The following is a 20,525-nucleotide window of genomic DNA, read 5'->3' on the forward strand; positions in this document are numbered from 1 at the left end:
CTGAAAATCGTTGAATCCCGGTCGGTGCCAGCGGCACCCGTCCGGATAGCGACAAGAAGAATTCGGAGAACCGATGAGCGACTTTTCCCATAGCCGTCTTACCCGCCATGGCAATTCAGGCCCATTGTCAGGAATCACGGTGCTCGACCTCAGCGCATATATCGCCGGCCCTTACGGTTGTGCCTTATTGGCCGACCAAGGGGCCCGGGTCATCAAGATCGAACCCCCGACCGGCGATAACCTGCGCAAATACCCTTCAACGCTCGAAGCCGAAAGCCGGGCCTTTATTGGCGTCAACCGCAGCAAGCTCGGCGTTGCGCTGGATCTCAAGCAGCAGGCAGGCCGTGAAGCGCTCTTGCAGCTGGTCAGAGAGGCCGACGTACTGGTGCATAACTTTCGTCCCAGTGTCCCAGCCCGACTGGGGATCGCCTACGAGGATCTACGGGCACTCAATCCCAGGCTCATTTATTGCGCAGTGACCGGCTACGGAGAAACGGGGCCGCTGAAGGACAAGGCGGGTTACGACCAGGTGCTACAGACCATGTCGGGCATGTGCGTTGCCCAAGGCAAGGCCGATGGCCCACCGGAAGTGCTCTACGGCTCCGTGGTCGATTACTACGCGGCGTCGTTGGTTGCCGGCAGCGTGTCTTCTGCATTGTACGAGCGTGAACGCACCGGAGAGGGGCAGCGGATTGGCGTGTCTTTGCTCAGAAGTGCGCTGGCCATGCAGTCAGCACGGCTCGTTTGGGCGGGGGGCGAACCACGCGACCTCGAACGCGACATGCGCTCAGGAGGCATTACGGGTATCCATCCTACGCGCGACGGTTACTTGTATCTCTCTGCCAACACACCGCACTTCTGGCAGGCCCTATGCGAAAAAACGGGGCTTCTTCCGCTTGCCGAAGATGAGCGCTTCGACTCGGTACGCAAACGCGCGGTCCATCATCAGGAGATCGTTCCGCAGTTGCATGAAGCGTTGCAGGCACACAGTGCGTTGGAATGGGAAGACATCTTTGGCGAATCGGTGCCCTGCGCGGCTGCCCGTCCGGTCGAGAGCATGTTCGATTTCCCGCAATGCCTGGAAGAGAACATGATCGAGGATATTTCCCACAGCACCATTGGGTGCTATCGCGGGTTCACCCGTGCAGCATCGTTCAGCCGGACGCCTGGCCCTGACCCGTTTGGCGCCCCCGCCTTTGGCGAAGACTCCTCGACCGTACTGGAAAGCTACGGCTTTTCGACCGAGCAGATACAACGACTGCGCGATCAAGGCGCCCTCCTCTGACCGTTACCTGCATACGCGACAACACGCCGATGTCGCACGCTTTTTTCTTTCGCCCGAGAACGACAACATGAACAAAATATTCTCACGCAGGCAGTTTCTCGCTGGCACCGCTTCCGCCTCACTGGCGCTGGGTGCAGGAACGCTACTGAACGGCTGCGGTGTTCTAGTGAAGTCCGGCGACGCCGACCGGGTTCCCAATTCCTCTGGTACCGAACGTCCCCGGATGAATGTGCCCGCAAACGCCTGTGACGCCCACATTCATATCGCGGACCCACGGTTTGCCGCCGTAAACGCTAACGCCCCCATATCTGCCGGAATGACTGTTGACGATTACCGTAAGCTGCAAGCACGGAACGGCACCGTTCGCACAGTAGTCATTCAACCCAAGGTCTATGGCACCAACAACGACTGCACGCTCGATGCAGTGAAGCAGCTGGGCTCGCAGGGCCGGGGGATCGCGGTACTGCACCCAGACGTCACAGACGCGGAATTGCAGCGCCTGCACGCAGGCGGTATCCGCGGCATTCGTTTCAGTGTGTGGAACCCGGACAACGCCGTGGCGAGTATCGATATGATCGAGCCATTGGCCGTACGCATCAGCGAATTGGGCTGGCACGTGCAATTGCACATGTCGGGCGATCAGATCGTTGATAACCAAGCCCTTATCGGCCGACTGCCCGCCCCGGTCGTGTTCGATCACATGGGCAGGTTGCCGCCTAGCCAAGGCACAGCTCACCCCGCGTTCGCGGTGATCGCGAAGCTGATCGAGCGGGACAAGGCATGGGTGAAGTTGGCTGGCGCCTACCTCAATACCGAAATAGGCCCGCCGGCCTACGCCGACAGCACGCGTGTGGCCAAGGCATGGGTCGACGTCGCCCCGGAGCGCTTGGTATGGGGCAGCGATTGGCCTCACGTCACCGAAAAGACCGAAAAGCCAGACGATGCCCAACTACTCGATCTATTGTTGGCGTGGGCGCCGGACGAAGCGGTGCGTAAGGGAATACTGGTGGACAACCCCGCTCGCCTATATCAGTTCTAGCCGCGAAGACAGGCACGCATAGCCATTGCCATGCCTGCAATTGCCCCATGAACACGTCTGTCTTGCATTGGAAACCGGCGGCGAAACCATGTCGCCGCGACCTCCCCAATGGCGATCAAAGAAGAGCTGCTCAGTTTCAAGCAGCGCCTCGCAACGTTGACCATCGCACGCGGCAACCAGCGCCAATCATCGAAACTCCGACGATTCTGGGCGGGTGTCGCGTTGGTCTCGGTTGCCCCACTGGCATAACCAAATAAAGGTCTGGGTAACTGCTTACGCGCGCAGGCCTCGAAGTCTTCGAGCAATAGATACGGAAGAGGCGTTTTTTCTTGTCATCTACGGGCTCGCGATGAAGCTAACAGTGCGAGGTTCCGGCAATTTCGATAGAAGCCGCCGATACGGTGCGCCCATAAACATCAATGCGCCAGCGCTGCCTCCGCGGCGCGCAACTCGGCTTGGGCTTCCTCTAACTTGGCTTGCCGCTTGGCGATTTTTTCGCCACCCCCGCCCTCGGCTTTTTCCGCCTCCAGCTCGGCGGACCGCTCGCTTACTTTGGCTTGTGCTTCTGCAACCGCTTGACGGCGTTCTCTCACGAGCTTTTCGTCCGTGCAATTGGCCTGTAGCTTCGCTAGCGCCGTTGCCATTCCCTCTGCCTTGCGATCATGACCAGCGGCTCTGGCCGCTTCGATCTCATGTTGAAGGCTGGCTGATTTCTGCGCGCAGCGAGGGTTGTCAGCGGCCAATACCACGTTAGGGAATAGGGCCAGGACCGCGCAAAAATAGAGAACCTTCATGGATTACCTCGCAAGATGAATGATTCGGTTAAGCATAGGTCAGCTAAGCGCACCGGGTACCAGTGGGGCGCTCCTGCTCAGGCAACGCCGCGAACTAGGCCGGCGTACACTGCACGAATGGTTTGAAACGCGCCCCAAAAATAATCAGGGCCCTGTTAGCGCTCGTGGATCAGTGCCTTTCAGGAACAACCATGGCACCGCAGGCCCTATCTGTTCGAGGTTAAAAGCAAACAATGCCTGTTCGACATCTCACCGCTGCTCTACTGTTTCTCACGATCATTGGCACAGCGAAGGCTGGAGACGTCTCGTCGAAGGCGCGTATAGCGTTCGATCCGGTGATCCAAGCGTTCGATATTCCTGGACTCGTGGTCGGCGTGACGCGCAACGGCGTGCACGACTTCTATGTAGTCGGAGAAGCCTCTCGTGCAGACCACGTCCCTGTAACACCTGACACCCTTTTTGAGCTGGGCTCCATCAGCAAGTTGTTCAACGTCACCTTGGCGGCGTTAGCTGAGCAACGCGGCGCGTTGCGGCTCGAAGATTCGGTGGCCAAACACGTCTGCGCAAGCACATGCACGATCGGTGATGACCTCACCTTGCTGGACCTCGCAACCCATCATTCGGGAGGGTTGCCGCTGCAAGTGCCCGAAGGCATCAGCGATACCGCGGGCGTGGTGAACTGGTTGAAAGACTGGGTGCCTCCCCAGCCGGGCGCGCGGAGTTATTCCAATATCAGCATCGGTCTGCTGGGGTATCTCGCTGCGGACTCACTGGGTCTGTCCTACAAGCAGGCTGCGCAGACGGTGCTGTTCCCTGCGTTCGGTTTGCAGAACACGTGGGTCGACGTACCCCCAGAGGCGATGCAGGGCTATGCGTTCGGTTACGAACGAAAGACAGATAAGCCTATCCGAGTGACCCCAGGTGTTCTGGACGCTGAAGCCTATGGCGTGAAATCGAACGCACGGGACATGCTCAGATTCCTCGACGTTGAACTCGGGCAGGGAAACGCGCCTGACGAACTGCGAAAAGCGGTGGCTCGAACGCAGCTAGGGCAATTCAATACAGCTGAATTCACACAAGCCATGGTTTGGGAACGCTACCCGTGGCCTATCGATGTCGAGACGGTGGTGGCCGGGAATGGGCCCGACTTCATCTTGAAGCCACAACCCGTGACGCCGGTCGATCCGCATTTGGCGAAGGCCCGTGACGTGATCCTGAACAAGACAGGGTCGACGAATGGCTTTGGTGGTTACGTCGCCATGGTTCCGAGCGAGGGTCTCGGCATCGTGGTGCTGGCGAACAGGAACTATCCGAACGACGCACGGGTGAAAGCGACCTACACGCTGATCGAATCGCTGCTGAGCCAATAGTTCTGCGTCCGGTGCATCGATCATCCGTGCTCTGATCTCGCTGCCGAATGTTAGGAAATTTTTTTTCGATACGCTGCATCCAACCCTGTATCTGGCGGGTAGTACGAGTAGCGGCACTGTTGCCGCCCAATCGGATTACTACCCGGAGATAACAAGATGGATGCGAAAAAGAGCTTTTGCCTGACTGCGCTGACCCTGGCCCTGGGCTGTTCCACCACCGTATTCGCGCAAAACGAGTTGCCCGAACCTGTGCGCGTACCGGACGGCAATACGGTTGCGATGGAAACCGTCGGCGTCGGCCAGATCACCTACGAGTGCGGCCCCAAGGCAGACATGCCCGGACAGATGGGCTGGGAGTTCAAAGGTCCGAAAGCGGCGCTCAACGATCGCAACGGCAAGCAGGTGGGCACCTATTACGGCCCGCCCGCGACTTGGGAATCCCAGGACGGCTCGAAGCTGACCGGAACCCAGGTTGCCACGGCACCTGCGGGCGCAGGCAACATTCCGTATCAGTTGGTCAAAGCCAATCCCGCGGAAGGCAAAGGCGCCATGACCGGCGTTACGTACATCCAGCGCGTGGCGACCAAAGGAGGCGTAGCACCCGCTAAATCCTGCTCCGAAGCCAACAAAGGCGCGCGTGAGGTCGTCGACTACCAGGCGGATTATCTGTTCTGGACGGCGAAGTAACTGTGATGCACCGGGTGAGAAGCGGCTCGATATGAGCGCCGATCACCACTATGCTCCAGGGACGCCCCGGCCCGAGCGCTGGGGTCTCCTTGATCAGACAGTGGCGGATCACGTGTCGCAACCTCCTGTATTCGACTATGAAGCGACGTTGCATGCATGCGCGCAAGGTGAGCGCTCGGCGCTGCAACGTCTTTATGTGCAAGAGGGGCCGCGCCTACTCGGGGTGGTTCAGCGAATCGTGCGAGACATCGCACTGGCCGAGGACATCGTGCACGACGCCTTTATCCGTATCTGGAAAAAAGCAGGCACTTACGACCCGGAGCGCGGATCGGCCCGGGGCTGGATTTTCAGCGTCGCACGTCATCTGGCGCTCAACGCCGTACGTAACGACGCACGTTACGTTCAACACGAGGAAGGCCATGCGAATGACACCGAGCATGCCGTCACCGAGGGCTGGCAAGCGTATACCGACACGTTCGACTGGCGTGTCAATCCTGGCCGGGTCGAAGCCTGTCTCGAGCAATTGGAACCGGTACGGCGCAACTGCGTCTTCCATGCTTATGTCGATGGTTACTCGCATCAGGAAATTGCCCAGCGCATCGGCGCGCCATTGGGCACGGTAAAAGCCTGGATCCGTCGCAGCCTCACCGCCCTTCGGGAATGTATCGGATGACGATCGAATCGAACGAGCCGTTATATGAACTCGCGGGTGAATACGTGCTCGGCACCCTGACGGCGACGGAGCGCGTCGCGCTAGAACGTCGTTTGCCCCTCGAGCCCGAGCTGCGACAAGCCGTGGACTATTGGGAAGCACGATTGCTGCACCTGACCGAACTGGTGGAGCCGCAGGCGCCTTCCGAGCGCCTATGGCAACGCATTCAGCGCTCCATGGAGGTGTCGGACCAAGATGCCGTGCGCGTTGAACGGCGCCCTCGGCCGAGTCGCTGGAACAGCCTGCCGCTCTGGCGCAGTTTTACTGCGATGGGCATGGCCGCATCCTTGGTGCTGGGTATCCTGTTGTTCCTAAGGCCCCCTGCCGACCCCTCCCCGACCTGGCTGGTCGTTCTCGCGACACCGCAGGATCTGGCGCCCGGTTGGGTGGTGCAGGCCAGTCATCGGTCCCAGGAAATCGAGCTGATTCCATTGGGTATCACCCAAGTGCCTCCAGATAAGGCATTGCAGCTATGGACCAAGGCGGATGACTGGCAGGCACCCGTGTCCTTGGGATTGGTGGAACCGGGCGAACCGCTGAAGATTCGCCTCCAGGACCTGCCACCTTTGCAGTCGAATCAGCTGTTCGAACTGACGTTGGAGCAGCCTACGGGCTCGCCCACCGGCAAACCAACGGGTCCGATCCAGTTCATTGGCCGCGCGGCGAGAATGCTTTAAACGCGTCTCGCCGCCGCAGAAAGCAGGCGGCTCTTATCGAATCCCAAGCTTGAAGACCGTCGTTTGCGTGTAGGTCTGGCCTGGGTCAAGGCGGGTGCTCGGGAAATTCGACTGATTCGGCGCGTCTGGATAATGCTGCGTTTCCAGTGTGAACGCACCCCAGTGCGGATACGCCTTACCGCCTTTGCCCTTGATGCTTCCATCGAGGAAATTACCGGTGTAGAGCTGAACACCGGGCTCCGTGGTGTAAAGCTGTAGCAAGCGCCCGGACGCCGGATCGTGTGCCTCGGCGGCCACACGGCTCGCGTCGCCCTTGGTGTCGAGCACCCAATTGAAGTCGAACCCGCGTTGCTTCGGCTCGGCGTGTACGAGTTGCTGATGGTTGTCACGGATGCGCGCGCCCAAGGGCGTGTCCTTACGAAAATCCATAGGCGTACCCGCCACCGGCGCCAGCTCCCCGGTCGGTATCAACGTCTCTTTAACCGGCGTGTAATGGGATGCATCCATACGCATGGTTTGTTCGAGAATGGTGCCATTGCCTGCACCAGCCAGGTTGAAATAACTGTGGTTGGTGAGGTTCAGCACCGTGGGTTTGTCGGTCGTGGCGCGGTACTGGATGCGCAGCTCGTTGTCATCGTTAAGGCTGTAGATGACGTGAGTCGTGAGTGTCCCGGGAAAGCCCATTTCCCCGTCTGGCGAGACGTAGGTCAGTTCGACGCCGACCCAGCCGTTCTCCTCGTGCGGCCGGATCGTCCAGATGCGCTTGTCGAACCCTTGAGTACCGCCATGCAGCGCATTCGACTTGTCGTTCTTCGGCACCTGATAGGTCGTGCCGTCCAACGTAAACGTCCCGCCATCCAGGCGGTTACCGAACCGACCGATCGTAGCGCCGAAGTAAACCGTGCCGTTTGCTTGATAACCCGCCAGATCATCGAAACCCAGCACGATGTCGTCGATCTTGCCTTGGCGATCCGGCACTTTCAGTGCCTGCAACGTCGCGCCGTAGGCAATGACCACCGCCTCCATACCATGGCTGTTGCGCAGGGTGTACTGACCGATTTCCTGACCTTGGGGCGTGCGGTCGAAGGTTCCGGGCTGGCCCGAAAGCCCATCCGCGGCGGCACTAAAACTCGTCATCATCAATGCGCATCCCAATGTGCACAGCGCCAGCGTGCAGTGTGGCCAGCGTACCTTACTGTTGGTTCGACTCATGATCATTCTCCGCTCAGCGTTGCTTCAGACGGTCGATGATTACCGCGAGCAGCAGGATCGTGCCGCGGATGACGTACTGGTAAAACGTGTCGATGTTCTTGAGGTTCATTGCATTTTCGATGATGGCGAGAATCAGCACGCCCGCAATCACATGGCGGATCATCCCCACCCCGCCTGCTAGGGAAACGCCACCCAACACACAGGCTGAAATAACGGTCAGCTCGAAACCCTGCCCGATCATTGGCTGGCCGGAGGTCATGCGCGAGGCCAACACCACGCCCGCCAGCGCCGCAACCAAGCCATGCACGGTGAAGATGATGATCTTGGTACGGTCCACCTGGACGCCCGCCAGCAGCGCTGCTTCCTGGTTACCCCCAATGGCCATAGTGTTGCGACCGAACGTCGTGTAATTCAGCAGCCAGCCAAAAAAGACGAAGCACACCACGGTGATCACGATCGGCACCGGCACGCCCAGCAGCATGCCGTTACCGAAGTAGAAGAACTCCGGCTGCATGACCCCGACCGCTTTGCCATTGGAAAAGATGTACCCCGCCCCGCGCACGATCTGCATCGTCGCCAGCGTTGCAATCAATGCATTGATACGCAGCTTGGCGATGACGATCCCGTTCACCAGCCCTACGCATAGCCCAAGGCCCAAAGCCGCCGCCACGCCAAGCGGCACGCTTCCTGTATCGCGCATGACCACCGCCGCGACTACGCCGGAACACGCCACGACCGAACCCACAGAAAGGTCAAAATGCCCGGATGCCAGGCAATACAGCATCGTGCAAGCCGCGATGCCCACCGTCGAGATAGCGAGGCCCAGCCCCCGCATGTTGAGCGGTGAGAGGAAGTTTTCGATGAAAACAGCCGATAGCAAAAAGATCAGCAGCGCCGCCAACGGCATTGCCCAGTCATTGAAGAAACGGCGCAGGTTCAATTGTCGACGGGGCGTGTCGTTCAGCGCAGTGTGTTGAGTCGCCATAGGCACCTCGATGCGATTGTTCTTGTGGATTCACGCACGCTTGCGCGGCAGGGCCAGGTTCAGCAGTCGGCTTTCGTCGGCTTCGTCGTGAAGGACTTCGCCGGTCAACGCGCCCTCACTCATCACCAGAATGCGATCGGAGATGCCGATCACTTCCATGAGATCGCTCGACACCACGATCACCGCGATGCCATCGGCCGCCAGACTGTGAATGATCTGGTAGATCTCAGCCTTGGCACCGATATCGATCCCCCGCGTCGGTTCGTCGAGCAGGAGCACTTTCATGGGTACCGACAACCATCGGCCGAGGATGGCCTTCTGCTGGTTGCCACCCGAGAGATAGAGGATCTGTTGCTCCGGTGAGGGCGTTTTCACATTCAATTCGCGGATGCGTTGCACCGCGTTCTCTCGCTCCCACCGGTTGCTGAGCACGCAGCGCAGGCGCGCATGTTGGTGGCGAGCGGCAATATTGATGTTTTCCGCCACGCTGGCGGTCGGCACGATGCCTTCCTTCTTGCGATCCTCCGGGCACAGCAGGATGCCGGCGTCGATCGCTTCACGCGGTGAGTTCAGTGCTAGCGGGCGACCTTCGAGGCGCACCTCGCCGGCGCGTCGTTTCGCCAAGCCAGCGAGCAAGCGCATGAGCTCGGTCCTCCCTGCGCCGACCAGGCCGAAGAATCCAAGGACCTCTCCTCCTTTCAGGGTAAAGCTGACCGGCAGTTGCAATCCGGGACCAAGCAGCCCATCGACGTGCAATACCTCGTCGCATATCGGTCGTGGGCGATAGTTGTAGATGTCCTCGATATCGCGCCCAACCATGCAGGTCACCAGTTGATCTTGCGTCAATCCCTCCACCGTCTCGAAGGTACGCACGTGGCGGCCATCCTTGAACACGGTGATGGCGTCGCAAATGCGGAAGATCTCCTCCATGCGGTGCGAGACGTACAGCACGATATGCCCCTCATCGCGCAGACGCGCGATGATCGTCATGAGCCGATCGATCTCGCGGGCCGACAAGCTGCTCGTTGGCTCGTCGAAGGCAATCACGTGGGCGTTACGCGACATTGCCTTGGCAATCTCCACGAGCTGACGCTGGCCGAGCGACAAGCTCCCAAGCCGTGTCTCCGGCGCAATTTCCCCCGCAAGCCCGGCGAGCAATTCGCGCGCACGGTTGGCCATGGCGCGTTTGTCGACGATGCCAAAACGCGATGGCATGTGACCCAGAAGCAGGTTTTCCGCAACCGTCATCTCGGGAACCAGGTGCAATTCCTGGTGAATGACGGCGATCCCGCTGGCGATACTGTCGGCCGCCGAACGAAAACTCAGCGGGCGCTCACCCATCTGCAAATGGCCATGGCTCGGCGTATAGGCGCCGCCGAGTATCTTGAGCAAGGTCGACTTGCCCGCACCGTTCTCGCCAATCAGCGCGTGCACACTACCTGGCTGTACCGCGAAGGAAATGTCGGACAAGGCCCGGACGCCAGGGAACTGCTTGCCTATGCCTTCGAAGCGAAGGCTCTCGCCCTCTTTACTGCGTTCCACCATGATGATCTCCGTAGCCTCGCGCCAGGCACGAGGCGTAGAAAGCGGGTACTAGCGGATATTGCGCACGCGCGTTGCCGCGCGTGGCGCGCTCACTGCCAAAGACCGATCTTTTCCAGTTCGGCCTGGAAGTTCTCGCGCGTGATCAGCGTCACCTCATCCATCGCGGTGTACTTGGGCGGCTCCGTGCCCGCGGTGACCCACTCGAACATCATGCGCGCCGTTTCGTAGCCCTCGATGTGCGGGCTAGGCAACATTGAGCCGAAGAAGCCGCTGTCGGGTTTCTTCAGTTCGCCAATGGCGTCGGTACCGTTGATGCCGATACCGATCACATTCGCGGCTTTGAACCCTGCACTTTCGGTGGCCCGCACGCCGCCCAGGACGGTGTTGTCGTTCATCCCTCCGATGATCAGGTTCTTCGCACCCTGAGGCAGTTTCACCAGCGCTGCGGAGGTCGAATCCATACTGCCGGGAACGTCCAGGGTCTTCTGCGGCGCGAAGAGAATCTGGCTCTCAGGGAAACCCGCAGCTTTAAGTGCGGCGACCGAACCATCCGTGCGCTGTTTACCCGTGTCGAGCTCGTTATAGGTGTTGATCACAGCGTAGGTTTCCTTCCATTCCCAGCCGCGCTGCTTGGCTTCTGCAGCCATCGCTTCGCCCTGCTGCTCGCCCACTTCGAACGCCGCCATGCCCATGTAGGGCACGTCTTCCATGAAATTGCCCTGCGCATCGACGAAGCGGTCGTCCACCGCCATGACCTTGAGATCATTGAGCTCGGCCTTGGCCACGATGGCCGGACCGAGCGCCACGTCCGGGGTGCAGATTACGAACCCTTTGGCTCCGTTCGCGGCCAGGCTGTCGATGGCGGCGAGCGTTTTTTCGCCATCGGGTACCGCGATCTTCAAGACGGTGAAGCCTTTCTCCTTACCGGCTTTTTCGGCATACGCCCATTCGGTCTGGAACCAGGGCTCCTCGGGCTGTTTCACCAAAAAACCAATCTTGACCTCTTCGGCCACGGTGCCCGCACTGAAACCGGCGAGGCCAACGGCCAAAGCGGTACTGCAGAGAAGGCGATTTGCGATACGGCGGGAAATGAACATCGGGTGATCTCCTTTGTTGTTATCGATCGATCAACAGGCATGCCGCACCGGTGGCGGCCAGTCACGTTACTCAGTCGTGGTACAGCACGGAGCGACCGCCATCGATGGTGATGCAGGACGCATTGATGAAGGGCGCCTCGTCGGTCGCGAGAAACAGCGTGGTCATCGCCACTTCGATTGGCTGACCGATGCGTTTTGGCGGATGCATATCCAGCGCGCGTCGGCGTTCGGCGTGTGGGTCGTCGAAACCGTTCCAGTAATCCACGTTGAGCTGCGTCTCGATGTAGCCCGGCGCGATGGCATTCACGCGGATGCCCTTGGGGGCGTATTCCACGCCAAGCGCGCGGGTCAATCCCAGGAGCCCGTGCTTGGCGACCGGATACGGAAAACAACCTGGAATGATGTTGGTGGAATGGACCGAGGCGATATTGACGATATTCCCAGCACCCTGGGTCAGCATGTGTGGCAAAGCGGCGCGACATCCGAACCAGACGCCGTCGAGGTCAATGGCGAAGCAGCGACGCCAGTCCTCGTCAGTCATGGTGAGGGGGTCGCGGAAGACGTTGACGCCCGCACAGTTCACCAGAACATCGATGCGCCCATGGCGCTCGATGGCCGAATTCATAACGGCGTCCAGGTCCGTCTGTTGGGTGACGTCCGCGCGCATCCCATGCACGTCGCCACCCTGCTCTCGCCAATGGACCGCCACGCTTTCGACCTTCGCTCCCTGGATATCACATGCGATGACCTTCGCCTTCTGCGCCTGGAAACAGGCCACGATGGCTTCCCCTATTCCTTGGGCGCCACCGGTGATTACCACTACCTTGTCTTTCAATCGCTCCCCACGCTGCGGTTCGGGCACGGGCGGGAGGGTCAAAGGTAACGCCATTGCTTGCACTCCTTCTGTCCTGCTGGCGCCGGCAGCGCCGGCAATTCTGGAATCAGCCTGCGAAGCGGTGGCAGTGCCGACCTGGCACATCGAGCTCCGTCACGAGTACGCACCCGTCGAGGGCTCCCGTGGCGCCCCCGGGACGTGCGCTGGTCACGAACAGCTGAGTGAGGTCCGGCCCGCCGAAAACGCAACTGGTGGGATACGTGACGGGCAATTCGACGACGCGATCGAGGCTGCCGTCCGGTGCGAACCGAAGCACGCAGCCGCCACCCCAACGGGCATTCCACACGTAGCCTTCGGCGTCCATGGCGGAACCATCAGGGGCTCCGCGCTCATGGGTTTTGGCCCAAATACGCTGCGGGCCGAGATCTACACCGTGGTGGACCTGGGCGGCGTAGATCACACCGTCGAGCGTGTCGCTGAAGAGCACGTCGCCGTCGTCAGTCCAAAGCAGCGTGTTGGCGATCCCCAGCCCTGTTGTCAGGGTCGCGACATTGCCTTCGGGGTCGATACGAAACAGTCCGCCTGACCGGCGCTCGACCGGAAGATCCGAGCCATCCTCGGCAATGTTGTTCTGCATGCTGCCAAGCCACAGGTTCCCTTCAGGATCGCAGCGCGCCTCGTTGGGTCGGTTGCCCGCGACCGTGTCAGCGACGCAAAACAGCCGTAAGGCAGGCAGGTCAGACGGCGATTGCAGGTCGAGCCGGTATACGCCGCTGGGTAGCGTGACCAAGGCGTCACCCGCTTGCGTCGGAATGAATGCGGAGACGACCTCAGGTAGTTGCCAGGCTTGGAGACTGCCGTTTACGCAGCGGCATGCGCGTCGTCCGATGATGTCGACCCAGAACAGCGATGCTGTTCGTGTATCCCAAAAGGGGCCTTCGCCTAGGGCGAACTGTTCGGGCACCCATTGTTGCCACTGCATGCCGTCATCCTCGTTGTTGTTTTTGTCGATCGATGAATCGTTGAGGTTAGTCCGCTTTATCGTTTTTGCTACGAAAAAAACCGCGATCCTCGCTGAGCGTGTCGGTCATTCATGGACATGCGAGGCACCTTGTAAATCACCATATTCGGCACGGCATGGTCCGAGTGATGAGTGGCAATCCCCTGGGACGCGGTTCCGAGGGTGTCGGGCGTTCGCCGACGAACTTGGTCAGCGCGCTTCGGAGCCGCGTGCGAACCATCAGATACGTCCATGCTGCGCGCTATCCGTCATATCAGTGCGTGCCTGGCGACGCTCCAGGCGCTGGTACACCACGGCGGTCAGGAAAAGCCCAAACACCAGCACGAGTGCCAGGAAGTACAACCCCGAGCTCATCTGCCCGGTGTATTCCTTGAGCGCGCCGATGCCGAACGGACCTAGATAACCACCCAGGTTGCCCACGGAGTTGATCAGGGCAATCCCTGCTGCGGCGCTGGCGCCGACGAAGAACCGCCCGGGTAGTGTCCAGAACAGTGCGGTGATCGAAAACAGACTGAACGCAACGAGCGACAACGCCGCCAGTTGAAGCACGGGTACGCTGAGCCAGGCGCTGAGGGCCATGGCGGTCGCGCCCAGGGCGTAGAGCACCGCGAGGTGGCCGTACCGATCGTTCAGGCGATCCGAGCTACGCGGGACAATGAGTAGGCCGATGATGCCAAAGAGGTAGGGAACCGAAGACAGAAAACCCGTCGTGAGATCGCTGCCGCCAAATTGCTTGAGGATGGTTGGCAACCAGAGCCCGAGGCCGTAGATGCTCAATGTGACGGGCAAGTAGTACAAAGCGAGCAAGAGCACACGGCGGTCCTTGAGCGCTTGCAATGGATTGCCGTGGCGGGTCTGCGCGTAGTCGCGCTCATCCTTGCGTAACTCGTCTGCCAGCCAGCGTTTCTCGTCTTCACTAAGCCAGCTCACCTTGGCGGGTGAGTCCGGCAGGAAGCGCAAGGTGGGCCACGCCAGCAGCACTGCCGGCGCCCCGATCATGATGAACAACCACTGCCAACCATGCAGGCCCGCCATGCCGTCGAGCCCTAGCAGCGCGCCGGAGAGCGGCCCGGTCACGACCATTGCGATCGGCTGGGAAAGGACGAATAGACCCATGATTTTCCCGCGGTGGCGTATGGGGTACCACTTGGTGAGGTAGTAGAGAACGCCCGGGAAGAATCCGGCTTCCGCGACCCCGAGCAGAAAGCGTAGCGCGTAGAAGCTGTAGGGGCCCTGGATCAGCGCCATCGCCATGGTGATGAGGCCCCAGGTGATCAAGATCCGCGCGAACCACCGCCGTGCACCGAAGCGCTCGAGCATGAGATTGCTCGGGACCTCGAACAGGAAGTAGCCGATGAAGAAAAGGCCGGCACCCAGGCCATAGGCGGCATCACCAATGCCCACGTCCGCGCCCATGTGCAGCTTGGCGAAGCCCACGGCGGAACGATCGATATAGGCGATCAGGTACAGCACGACGAGAAACGGAATGAGCTTGAGCGTGATCCGGCGGATCAGCTGCGCTTCGGAGGTCATGTTGCGGGTCTCCATTGTTTTTGTTTGGACCGAACAACTGATGGCGGTAAGCCAACTTGGGCGGACTTTAAAGTAATACTTTTTAAGCAACAACCCTTCTAAAAGACAATTTCAAAGCGTACATTCGCGCTACAAACTCAAATTAGTAATACAAGAAGCGAGTTCGTTATGACCCAGCAAAAGCGTCCCTTCCGCTCTGCGGCGTGGTTTGGCACCACAGACAAGAACGGCTTCATGTACCGGAGCTGGATGAAAAATCAGGGCATTCCTGACCATGAATTCCAAGGCAAGCCGATCATCGGTATTTGCAATACCTGGTCCGAGCTAACCCCCTGCAATGCCCACTTTCGCAAGATCGCCGAGCATGTGAAGAAAGGCGTGCTTGAGGCTGGAGGCTATCCGGTCGAGTTTCCCGTCTTCTCCAATGGAGAATCCAATCTGCGCCCTACCGCGATGCTGACACGCAATCTCGCCAGCATGGATGTAGAGGAAGCCATCCGCGGCAATCCGGTGGACGCCGTGGTGCTTCTCACCGGCTGCGACAAGACCACGCCAGCACTGCTCATGGGCGCTGCTAGTTGCGATGTCCCCGCGATCGTGGTCACCGGTGGCCCGATGTTGAATGGCAAACATCGCGGGCGGGATATCGGTGCCGGAACGATCGTTTGGCAAATGCACGAGGCCTACAAAGGTGGCTTGATCGACCTGGACGAATTCCTCTCTGCCGAGGCCGGAATGTCACGTTCAGCCGGTACCTGCAACACCATGGGCACGGCCTCGACCATGGCGTGCATGGCCGAGGCGCTGGGTACCTCCCTCCCCCATAACGCCGCAATTCCAGCAGTGGATGCGCGGCGTTACGTCCTGGCGCACTTGTCCGGCATGCGTATCGTCGAGATGGCCCACGAGGATCTGCGTTTATCGAAGGTTCTCACTCGAGAAGCGTTCGAGAACGCGATCAAAGTGAATGCAGCGATAGGCGGGTCGACCAATGCCGTGATCCACCTGAAAGCCATCGCGGGCCGCATTGGCGTGGACCTGAACCTGGAAGACTGGACGCGTGTAGGTCGCGGCACGCCCACTATCGTCGACCTGCAACCGTCCGGGCGCTTCCTGATGGAAGAGTTCTACTACGATGGCGGCTTACCCGCGGTCATACGTCGGCTTGGCGAGGGTGGATTGTTGCCGCACCCCGAAGCGCTGACGGTCAATGGCCGAACGCTGTGGGAGAACTGCGCCAGCGCCCCCATCTACGGCAAGGACGAGGTGATTCGGACACTCGATAACCCCATTCGCGACGACGGTGGCATCTGTGTGCTACGCGGCAATCTTGCGCCGAAAGGCGCTGTCTTGAAGCCCTCTGCGGCGACGGCCGAGCTCATGCGTCATCGCGGACGCGCGGTGGTGTTCGAAAATTTCGACGACTACAAAGCGCGTATCGCCGACCCGGAACTGGATGTCGACGAGACCTGCGTACTCGTCTTGAAGAATGCAGGACCGAAGGGCTACCCGGGCATGGCCGAGGTCGGCAACATGGGCCTGCCACCGAAGCTCCTGGCCAAGGGCATTACTGACATGGTGCGTATTTCCGACGCACGTATGAGCGGCACCGCTTACGGAACGGTCGTGTTGCACGTTGCCCCTGAAGCCGCGGCGGGCGGCCCGCTGGCTGCGGTCCGCAATGGCGACATCATCGAACTCGATGCCTATGCCGGCGTACTGAATCTGGAAGTGAGCGCCGAGGAGTTGGCTGCGCGCCTGCAGGACATTCCCGCGCCTGAGGCACTTGCCTGGGATGGCGGCTATCGACGGTTGTATATCGACCATGTGCTACAGGCCGACGAAGGCTGCGATTTCGATTTCCTGGTCGGCTGCCGTGGATCGGAGGTGCCTCGACATTCCCACTGACGCGCATACCTTCGCTGCACTGCGGGATATCAAGTCCGAATAAGCGCCCATTTCGATATCCCGCATGCTAAAGCGATTGTTCTCTTGAAGCGCCACCGAGGCCTGCGACATCGGATGTTATGATCGCTTACTTTCTCGAATCGAACTGGCCCCATGGACTACAAGCGACCCCAGCCCCGCAAGAGCCGCCACGCCAATATCGTCCAGGAGTTGGGTAAACGCATCGTTTCTGGCGAGTTGAAACCCGATGAGAAGGTGCCCCTCGAAGCCGAGCTTTGCGAGCAATACGGCGTCAGTCGCCCTGTGGTACGGGAGGCCATCCGCGTGCTGGTCGCCAAGGGGCTGGCGGTGTCGAAGCCGCGGGTAGGCACGCTTGTACGGCCCCGTAAGGATTGGCACCTGCTTGATCCGGACGTGCTTTATTGGCTCGTCGAAAGCACGCCCCACAGCGAATTCTTCAGCACCCTCGTCGGTGTCCGCCGCATCATCGAGCCGTCCGTGTGCTCACTGGCCGCCACCACCGCCAATCCAGACGATATCGCCGCAATCGAAGACGCTTACCGACGCATGGAGTTAGCGACGACAAGAGAGGAGATGCTCCAGCCAGACCTAGATTTTCACCGCAGCGTGGCGGAGGCCACACACAACGACCTGCTCGTCTATCTCAGCAACATGTTGTCGATCGCCCTTCGCGAATCGATTCGTTTTTCCAGCAATCGACCGAACCTACAGGCGCTAACCTTGCCACGGCATAAAGCGATCCTGACCGCCATCAAGCATCGCGATGCGCTGGCGGCGCACCAGGCCTCCCTGGTACAGCTTGAAGACACCCGCATGGCGCTCGATGCGGTAGTCGCGAGTGAACGGCCAGGCGCCCCTGCCCCGGCGGATCAAGACATCGGTTAGCCGTCCGTAGTGGCGCTCGTGTTCATGGCATTCATAGCATCTTGCCTGGATTCATCAGGCCTTTCGGGTCGAGTGTATTTTTCAGCGCGCGCATGATGCCTAGCTCGATGGGGTCCTTGTGCCGCTTAGCGGCCTCGCGCTTGGCGATACCGATCCCATGTTCGGCACTGATACTGCCATCGAACGATGCCGTCACTTCATAGATGGCATCGGTGATCGCTGAAGCGTGCTCCTTGAACGCCTCCGCCGTCACATCGACAGGCTTGCTCACGTTGTAGTGCAGGTTGCCGTCTCCTACGTGCCCGTACGTCACCAACCTCACCTTTGGAAGCAGTGCGTTCAGGCGCGCATCGGCTTTCTCGATGAAGGCAGGAATCTGGCTGACCGCGATACTGATGTCGTGCTTCAGGCTTGGACCCTCGTGGTTCTGCGCCTCGGAGATACCTTCACGCAGTGCCCACAGCGCTTCGACTTGAGTTTCGCTATTGGCGACGACAGCGTCCTGCACGTCACCTGCGTCGAATGCGCCAGCCAGCCCCTCTTCGAGTAAGTCGCCCAGCCTCGCCTCGGTTTGCGTGTCACTGAGTTCGATAAGGGCATACCAGGGCGCGGCATGTTCGAGTGGATTTTTGCACCCTGGGAGATGACGGGTGACGAATTCGACGCTTTGCGCAGACATCAACTCAAACCCAGTCAGCCGATCACCACATAGCGACTGGATACGGCGAATCAATCGAATAGCGGCGGATGTCTCGGAAAGCGCTACCCAAGCGGTCGCGATTGATTTCGGGCGAGGAAACATTCGCAGCACCGCGGCGGTAATGACGCCGAGTGTGCCTTCAGCTCCAATAAAAAGCTGCTTGAGATCGTACCCGGTGTTGTCCTTTCGCAGCGCTCTCAAGCCATGCCACACCGTTCCATCGGGGAGGACCGCCTCAATGCCTAGCGTCAGTTCCCGCATATTCCCATAACGCAATACGGCGGTTCCCCCTGCATTAGTGGCAAGGTTGCCGCCGATGGTGCAACTGCCTTCCGCGCCGAGTGACAGCGGAAAGAATCGCCCGGCTTCCTCTGCTAAATCCTGCAAGTGTTTCAGGATCACGCCTGCTTCCACCGTGATCGTGTCGTTGTCAGGATCAACGGCGCGCACTCGATTCATACGCGTGAGGGACAGTACGATCTGCGAGGCGGAATCGTCCGGCACCGCGCCACCGCATAAACCGGTATTACCGCCCTGAGGAACGATAGCGATACCCGCTTCGCTGCATAGCGTCACTACCTGGGACACCTCCGCTGTATTAGCAGGTCTCACGACGAACCTGGCGACACCGTTATAAGCGCCTCGCCAATCCGATTCGTATGCACTTTTGTCGGCCTCTCTGACAACTCCGTTCGGGCCGACGATTCCGACTATACGATCCAGTAACGTTTCGTCATGCATGCGGGCGCTCCTGCGTAGAAATTTGTTTTTATGTGCCGGACAATAACTTATGCGATCTGGTACGTCATCGTATCTCTGTAGTTGTCAGCAGCCGAATCGCAATCAAGACGGGCCCTTTTTGAGCCATTTCGTGTAAATCACATTGACAGCACGGCGCCAATTGGTATCAAAATGGCCTAAGTCGTATGACAACATCCTTCGCATCGCTTGACGGATGTCTATCCCATAAAAAATACAACGGGACACAAGCAATGACCTGCCCTCGGCTATCCCACCGCCACCGCCACCGCACAGCGGCTCTCGTCCCGCCTGCGTTCCCGTTTCCGTCTAGCGCAACTTCTCATGAGCATGATCTTCTCGTTGACCCATCGTGTTATCGAGTGATGTCTGCGTGCCGCATTTTCCCCTACGGCCTAGGCCGTTTCTTCACCATCGGAGTACACCAATGAAAAAAATGATCCGAGCCACTTTGCTGTCCGCTATGACGGCGTTTGGAACCATAGGCATGCATTCCAGCGTGATGGCAGCCGATGACGTGAAGTGGCCGACTCGGCCCGTTCAAGTCGTCGTTATTGCCAACCCTGGTGGTGATACCGACTTCAATGCGCGGTTGATGGCGAAATACTTCAATGAAATCACCGGCAAGAATATGGTCGTCACCAACGTCGCCGGCGGTGGCGGCACGCTTGCAGCCGAACAAGTGAAAGGCGCTGCTGCGGACGGCAACACCATCCTTTTCACTCACCCTGGGCAGCTCATCGTCAACGAGGTGGCCGGCCTATCACCCGATAGCTACGAGACGTTCGATATCGCCTGTATCGCAGGGGTGGACAAAGGCGCGATCTTCGTTGCGTCCAAAGATGCTGGCGTAAATGATGTGAAGGAACTGGTCGAGAAGGTTAAAGCAGATCCCAAAGCGGTGGTCTACGGCACCGAGATGGGCAGCTTTTCCCACATTCAGGGCCTGATGTTCGAGAAGCTCGCAGGCGTCAAACTCAAAATGGTCGACGCGGGCACCGTTTCCGAGAAAGTCGTTGCCCTGCTCGGCGGCCGTATTGGCCTGGGTGCGATCAGCTACGGCTCCGTTCAAGATTACGTAAATGGCGGCCAGATGGTCGCTATCGGCCAGCCCAACGCAGAGCGCAACCCGCTGCTGGGTGACGTGAAGACCTTCAAGGAGCAAGGCGTCGACTTCGTGATCGACAAGCCTTATGTCGTTGCGTTTCCAAAGGGTACCGATCCCGCAATCATCGCGAAAATGGCTGACGTGATGAAGCAGATCTCGGAAAAGCCTGAGTACGCCGAAGAGCTGAAGAAATTCAAGCAGCCTGTTGCCTATTACGGCACCGAGGACGCGAAAGCGGTGCTTGCAAAAACCCGCGAAGAGTTCATGCAATTCAAAGACGAACTGCGTCAATCGAAGTGATTGGAATGGCCGCCTTTCGGGGCGGCCATTTGATGCGTGCTATCCGTAGAGG

Annotated in this window: 19 protein-coding genes; 9 read left to right on the plus strand and 10 right to left on the minus strand. The window is 59.5% G+C overall.

The genetic code is table 11. The annotated features are described in order from the left end of the window. Positions 1-73: 73 nt before the first annotated feature. Entirely contained in the window at positions 74-1,285 is a 1,212-nt protein-coding gene (locus IEY47_RS06025) for a CaiB/BaiF CoA transferase family protein (protein WP_188982245.1), read from the plus strand. A gap of 67 nt (positions 1,286-1,352) precedes the next feature. Beyond that, positions 1,353-2,324: an amidohydrolase family protein gene (locus IEY47_RS06030; protein ID WP_188982246.1), complete on the plus strand. Its 972-nt coding sequence runs from the start codon at positions 1,353-1,355 to the stop codon at positions 2,322-2,324. Here IEY47_RS06030 and IEY47_RS20740 read toward each other — a convergent pair. Together IEY47_RS20740 and IEY47_RS06040 are read right to left on the minus strand one after the other, a co-directional pair. Then, positions 2,321-2,629, minus strand: a complete 309-nt coding sequence (locus tag IEY47_RS20740) for an alpha-hydroxy-acid oxidizing protein (protein ID WP_188982247.1) — start codon at positions 2,627-2,629, stop codon at positions 2,321-2,323. The two genes, IEY47_RS06030 and IEY47_RS20740, sit on opposite strands and share 4 nt — an antisense overlap. Before the next feature lie 111 nt (positions 2,630-2,740). Beyond that, complete coding sequence (locus IEY47_RS06040; protein ID WP_188982248.1) at positions 2,741-3,118, minus strand: DUF1090 domain-containing protein; 378 nt, start codon at positions 3,116-3,118, stop codon at positions 2,741-2,743. 233 nt (positions 3,119-3,351) lie between these two features. On the opposite strand from IEY47_RS06040, the gene ampC reads away from it, so the two are divergent. The 4 genes from ampC (at position 3,352) to IEY47_RS06060 (ending at position 6,564) form a co-directional block, all read left to right on the plus strand. After that, a complete protein-coding gene (gene ampC, locus IEY47_RS06045) occupies positions 3,352-4,488 on the plus strand; it encodes a class C beta-lactamase (RefSeq protein ID WP_188982249.1) in 1,137 nt (378 codons plus the stop codon). A 156-nt stretch (positions 4,489-4,644) separates the two neighbouring features. Then, the gene (locus IEY47_RS06050; protein WP_188982250.1) at positions 4,645-5,175 is read left to right on the plus strand and encodes a DUF3455 domain-containing protein; all 531 of its coding nucleotides are present in this window, start codon (positions 4,645-4,647) and stop codon (positions 5,173-5,175) included. A gap of 112 nt (positions 5,176-5,287) precedes the next feature. Then, entirely contained in the window at positions 5,288-5,848 is a 561-nt protein-coding gene (locus IEY47_RS06055; RefSeq protein WP_229779250.1) for a sigma-70 family RNA polymerase sigma factor, read from the plus strand. Then, a complete protein-coding gene (locus tag IEY47_RS06060; protein WP_188982252.1) occupies positions 5,845-6,564 on the plus strand; it encodes an anti-sigma factor in 720 nt (239 codons plus the stop codon). The genes IEY47_RS06055 and IEY47_RS06060 overlap by 4 nt, the downstream gene beginning before the upstream one ends. A 33-nt stretch (positions 6,565-6,597) precedes the next feature. Here IEY47_RS06060 and IEY47_RS06065 read toward each other — a convergent pair whose 3' ends face one another. From IEY47_RS06065 to IEY47_RS06095, 7 genes are all read right to left on the minus strand, one after another. After that, complete coding sequence (locus IEY47_RS06065) at positions 6,598-7,776, minus strand: aldose epimerase family protein (RefSeq protein WP_229779251.1); 1,179 nt, start codon at positions 7,774-7,776, stop codon at positions 6,598-6,600. 13 nt (positions 7,777-7,789) lie between these two features. Further along, positions 7,790-8,761 carry an L-arabinose ABC transporter permease AraH gene (gene araH / locus IEY47_RS06070; protein WP_188982253.1) on the minus strand — a complete coding sequence of 324 codons (972 nt, stop codon included), beginning with the start codon at positions 8,759-8,761 and terminating at the stop codon, positions 7,790-7,792. Positions 8,762-8,791: 30 nt separating this feature from the next. After that, positions 8,792-10,306 carry an L-arabinose ABC transporter ATP-binding protein AraG gene (gene araG / locus IEY47_RS06075; RefSeq protein ID WP_188982254.1) on the minus strand — a complete coding sequence of 505 codons (1,515 nt, stop codon included), beginning with the start codon at positions 10,304-10,306 and terminating at the stop codon, positions 8,792-8,794. An 89-nt stretch (positions 10,307-10,395) separates the two neighbouring features. Beyond that, positions 10,396-11,403 carry a substrate-binding domain-containing protein gene (locus IEY47_RS06080; RefSeq protein WP_188982255.1) on the minus strand — a complete coding sequence of 336 codons (1,008 nt, stop codon included), beginning with the start codon at positions 11,401-11,403 and terminating at the stop codon, positions 10,396-10,398. A 70-nt stretch (positions 11,404-11,473) separates the two neighbouring features. After that, a complete protein-coding gene (locus IEY47_RS06085) occupies positions 11,474-12,292 on the minus strand; it encodes an SDR family oxidoreductase (protein WP_188982256.1) in 819 nt (272 codons plus the stop codon). 52 nt (positions 12,293-12,344) lie between these two features. Continuing rightward, positions 12,345-13,220: an SMP-30/gluconolactonase/LRE family protein gene (locus tag IEY47_RS06090; protein WP_188982257.1), complete on the minus strand. Its 876-nt coding sequence runs from the start codon at positions 13,218-13,220 to the stop codon at positions 12,345-12,347. Between the two features lie 258 nt (positions 13,221-13,478). Continuing rightward, on the minus strand, positions 13,479-14,792 hold the full coding sequence (locus tag IEY47_RS06095) for an MFS transporter (protein ID WP_188982258.1): 1,314 nt from the start codon (positions 14,790-14,792) through the stop codon (positions 13,479-13,481). Between the two features lie 168 nt (positions 14,793-14,960). Between IEY47_RS06095 and IEY47_RS06100 the strand changes: the two genes are divergently transcribed. Together IEY47_RS06100 and IEY47_RS06105 are read left to right on the plus strand one after the other, a co-directional pair. Next, positions 14,961-16,700, plus strand: a complete 1,740-nt coding sequence (locus IEY47_RS06100; protein WP_188982259.1) for an IlvD/Edd family dehydratase — start codon at positions 14,961-14,963, stop codon at positions 16,698-16,700. 153 nt (positions 16,701-16,853) lie between these two features. Then, positions 16,854-17,606 carry a FadR/GntR family transcriptional regulator gene (locus tag IEY47_RS06105; protein ID WP_188982260.1) on the plus strand — a complete coding sequence of 251 codons (753 nt, stop codon included), beginning with the start codon at positions 16,854-16,856 and terminating at the stop codon, positions 17,604-17,606. Between the two features lie 31 nt (positions 17,607-17,637). Here IEY47_RS06105 and IEY47_RS06110 read toward each other — a convergent pair whose 3' ends face one another. Further along, entirely contained in the window at positions 17,638-19,047 is a 1,410-nt protein-coding gene (locus IEY47_RS06110; protein WP_188982261.1) for an FAD-binding oxidoreductase, read from the minus strand. A 445-nt stretch (positions 19,048-19,492) separates the two neighbouring features. Here IEY47_RS06110 and IEY47_RS06115 point away from each other — a divergent pair, with 445 nt between their 5' ends. Beyond that, positions 19,493-20,473 (plus strand): tripartite tricarboxylate transporter substrate binding protein, encoded by a 981-nt coding sequence (locus tag IEY47_RS06115; protein WP_188982262.1) that lies wholly within the window; start codon positions 19,493-19,495, stop codon positions 20,471-20,473. Positions 20,474-20,525 lie beyond the last annotated feature (52 nt).

The organism is Pseudomonas matsuisoli (assembly GCF_014647635.1).
Classification (GTDB): domain Bacteria; phylum Pseudomonadota; class Gammaproteobacteria; order Pseudomonadales; family Pseudomonadaceae; genus Pseudomonas_P; species Pseudomonas_P matsuisoli.

Coding starts and splice junctions, on each gene's coding strand:
- IEY47_RS06080 (WP_188982255.1), bottom strand. CDS start 11,403: ATGTTCATTTCCCGCCGTATCGCAAATCGCCTTCTCTGCAGTACCGCT.
- IEY47_RS06090 (WP_188982257.1), bottom strand. CDS start 13,220: ATGCAGTGGCAACAATGGGTGCCCGAACAGTTCGCCCTAGGCGAAGGC.
- IEY47_RS06115 (WP_188982262.1), top strand. CDS start 19,493: ATGAAAAAAATGATCCGAGCCACTTTGCTGTCCGCTATGACGGCGTTT.
- IEY47_RS06060 (WP_188982252.1), top strand. CDS start 5,845: ATGACGATCGAATCGAACGAGCCGTTATATGAACTCGCGGGTGAATAC.
- IEY47_RS06110 (WP_188982261.1), bottom strand. CDS start 19,047: ATGCATGACGAAACGTTACTGGATCGTATAGTCGGAATCGTCGGCCCG.
- IEY47_RS06100 (WP_188982259.1), top strand. CDS start 14,961: ATGACCCAGCAAAAGCGTCCCTTCCGCTCTGCGGCGTGGTTTGGCACC.
- IEY47_RS06025 (WP_188982245.1), top strand. CDS start 74: ATGAGCGACTTTTCCCATAGCCGTCTTACCCGCCATGGCAATTCAGGC.
- IEY47_RS06040 (WP_188982248.1), bottom strand. CDS start 3,118: ATGAAGGTTCTCTATTTTTGCGCGGTCCTGGCCCTATTCCCTAACGTG.
- araG (WP_188982254.1), bottom strand. CDS start 10,306: ATGGTGGAACGCAGTAAAGAGGGCGAGAGCCTTCGCTTCGAAGGCATA.
- IEY47_RS06105 (WP_188982260.1), top strand. CDS start 16,854: ATGGACTACAAGCGACCCCAGCCCCGCAAGAGCCGCCACGCCAATATC.
- ampC (WP_188982249.1), top strand. CDS start 3,352: ATGCCTGTTCGACATCTCACCGCTGCTCTACTGTTTCTCACGATCATT.
- IEY47_RS06085 (WP_188982256.1), bottom strand. CDS start 12,292: ATGGCGTTACCTTTGACCCTCCCGCCCGTGCCCGAACCGCAGCGTGGG.
- IEY47_RS06065 (WP_229779251.1), bottom strand. CDS start 7,776: ATGAGTCGAACCAACAGTAAGGTACGCTGGCCACACTGCACGCTGGCG.
- IEY47_RS06030 (WP_188982246.1), top strand. CDS start 1,353: ATGAACAAAATATTCTCACGCAGGCAGTTTCTCGCTGGCACCGCTTCC.
- IEY47_RS06050 (WP_188982250.1), top strand. CDS start 4,645: ATGGATGCGAAAAAGAGCTTTTGCCTGACTGCGCTGACCCTGGCCCTG.
- araH (WP_188982253.1), bottom strand. CDS start 8,761: ATGGCGACTCAACACACTGCGCTGAACGACACGCCCCGTCGACAATTG.
- IEY47_RS06095 (WP_188982258.1), bottom strand. CDS start 14,792: ATGACCTCCGAAGCGCAGCTGATCCGCCGGATCACGCTCAAGCTCATT.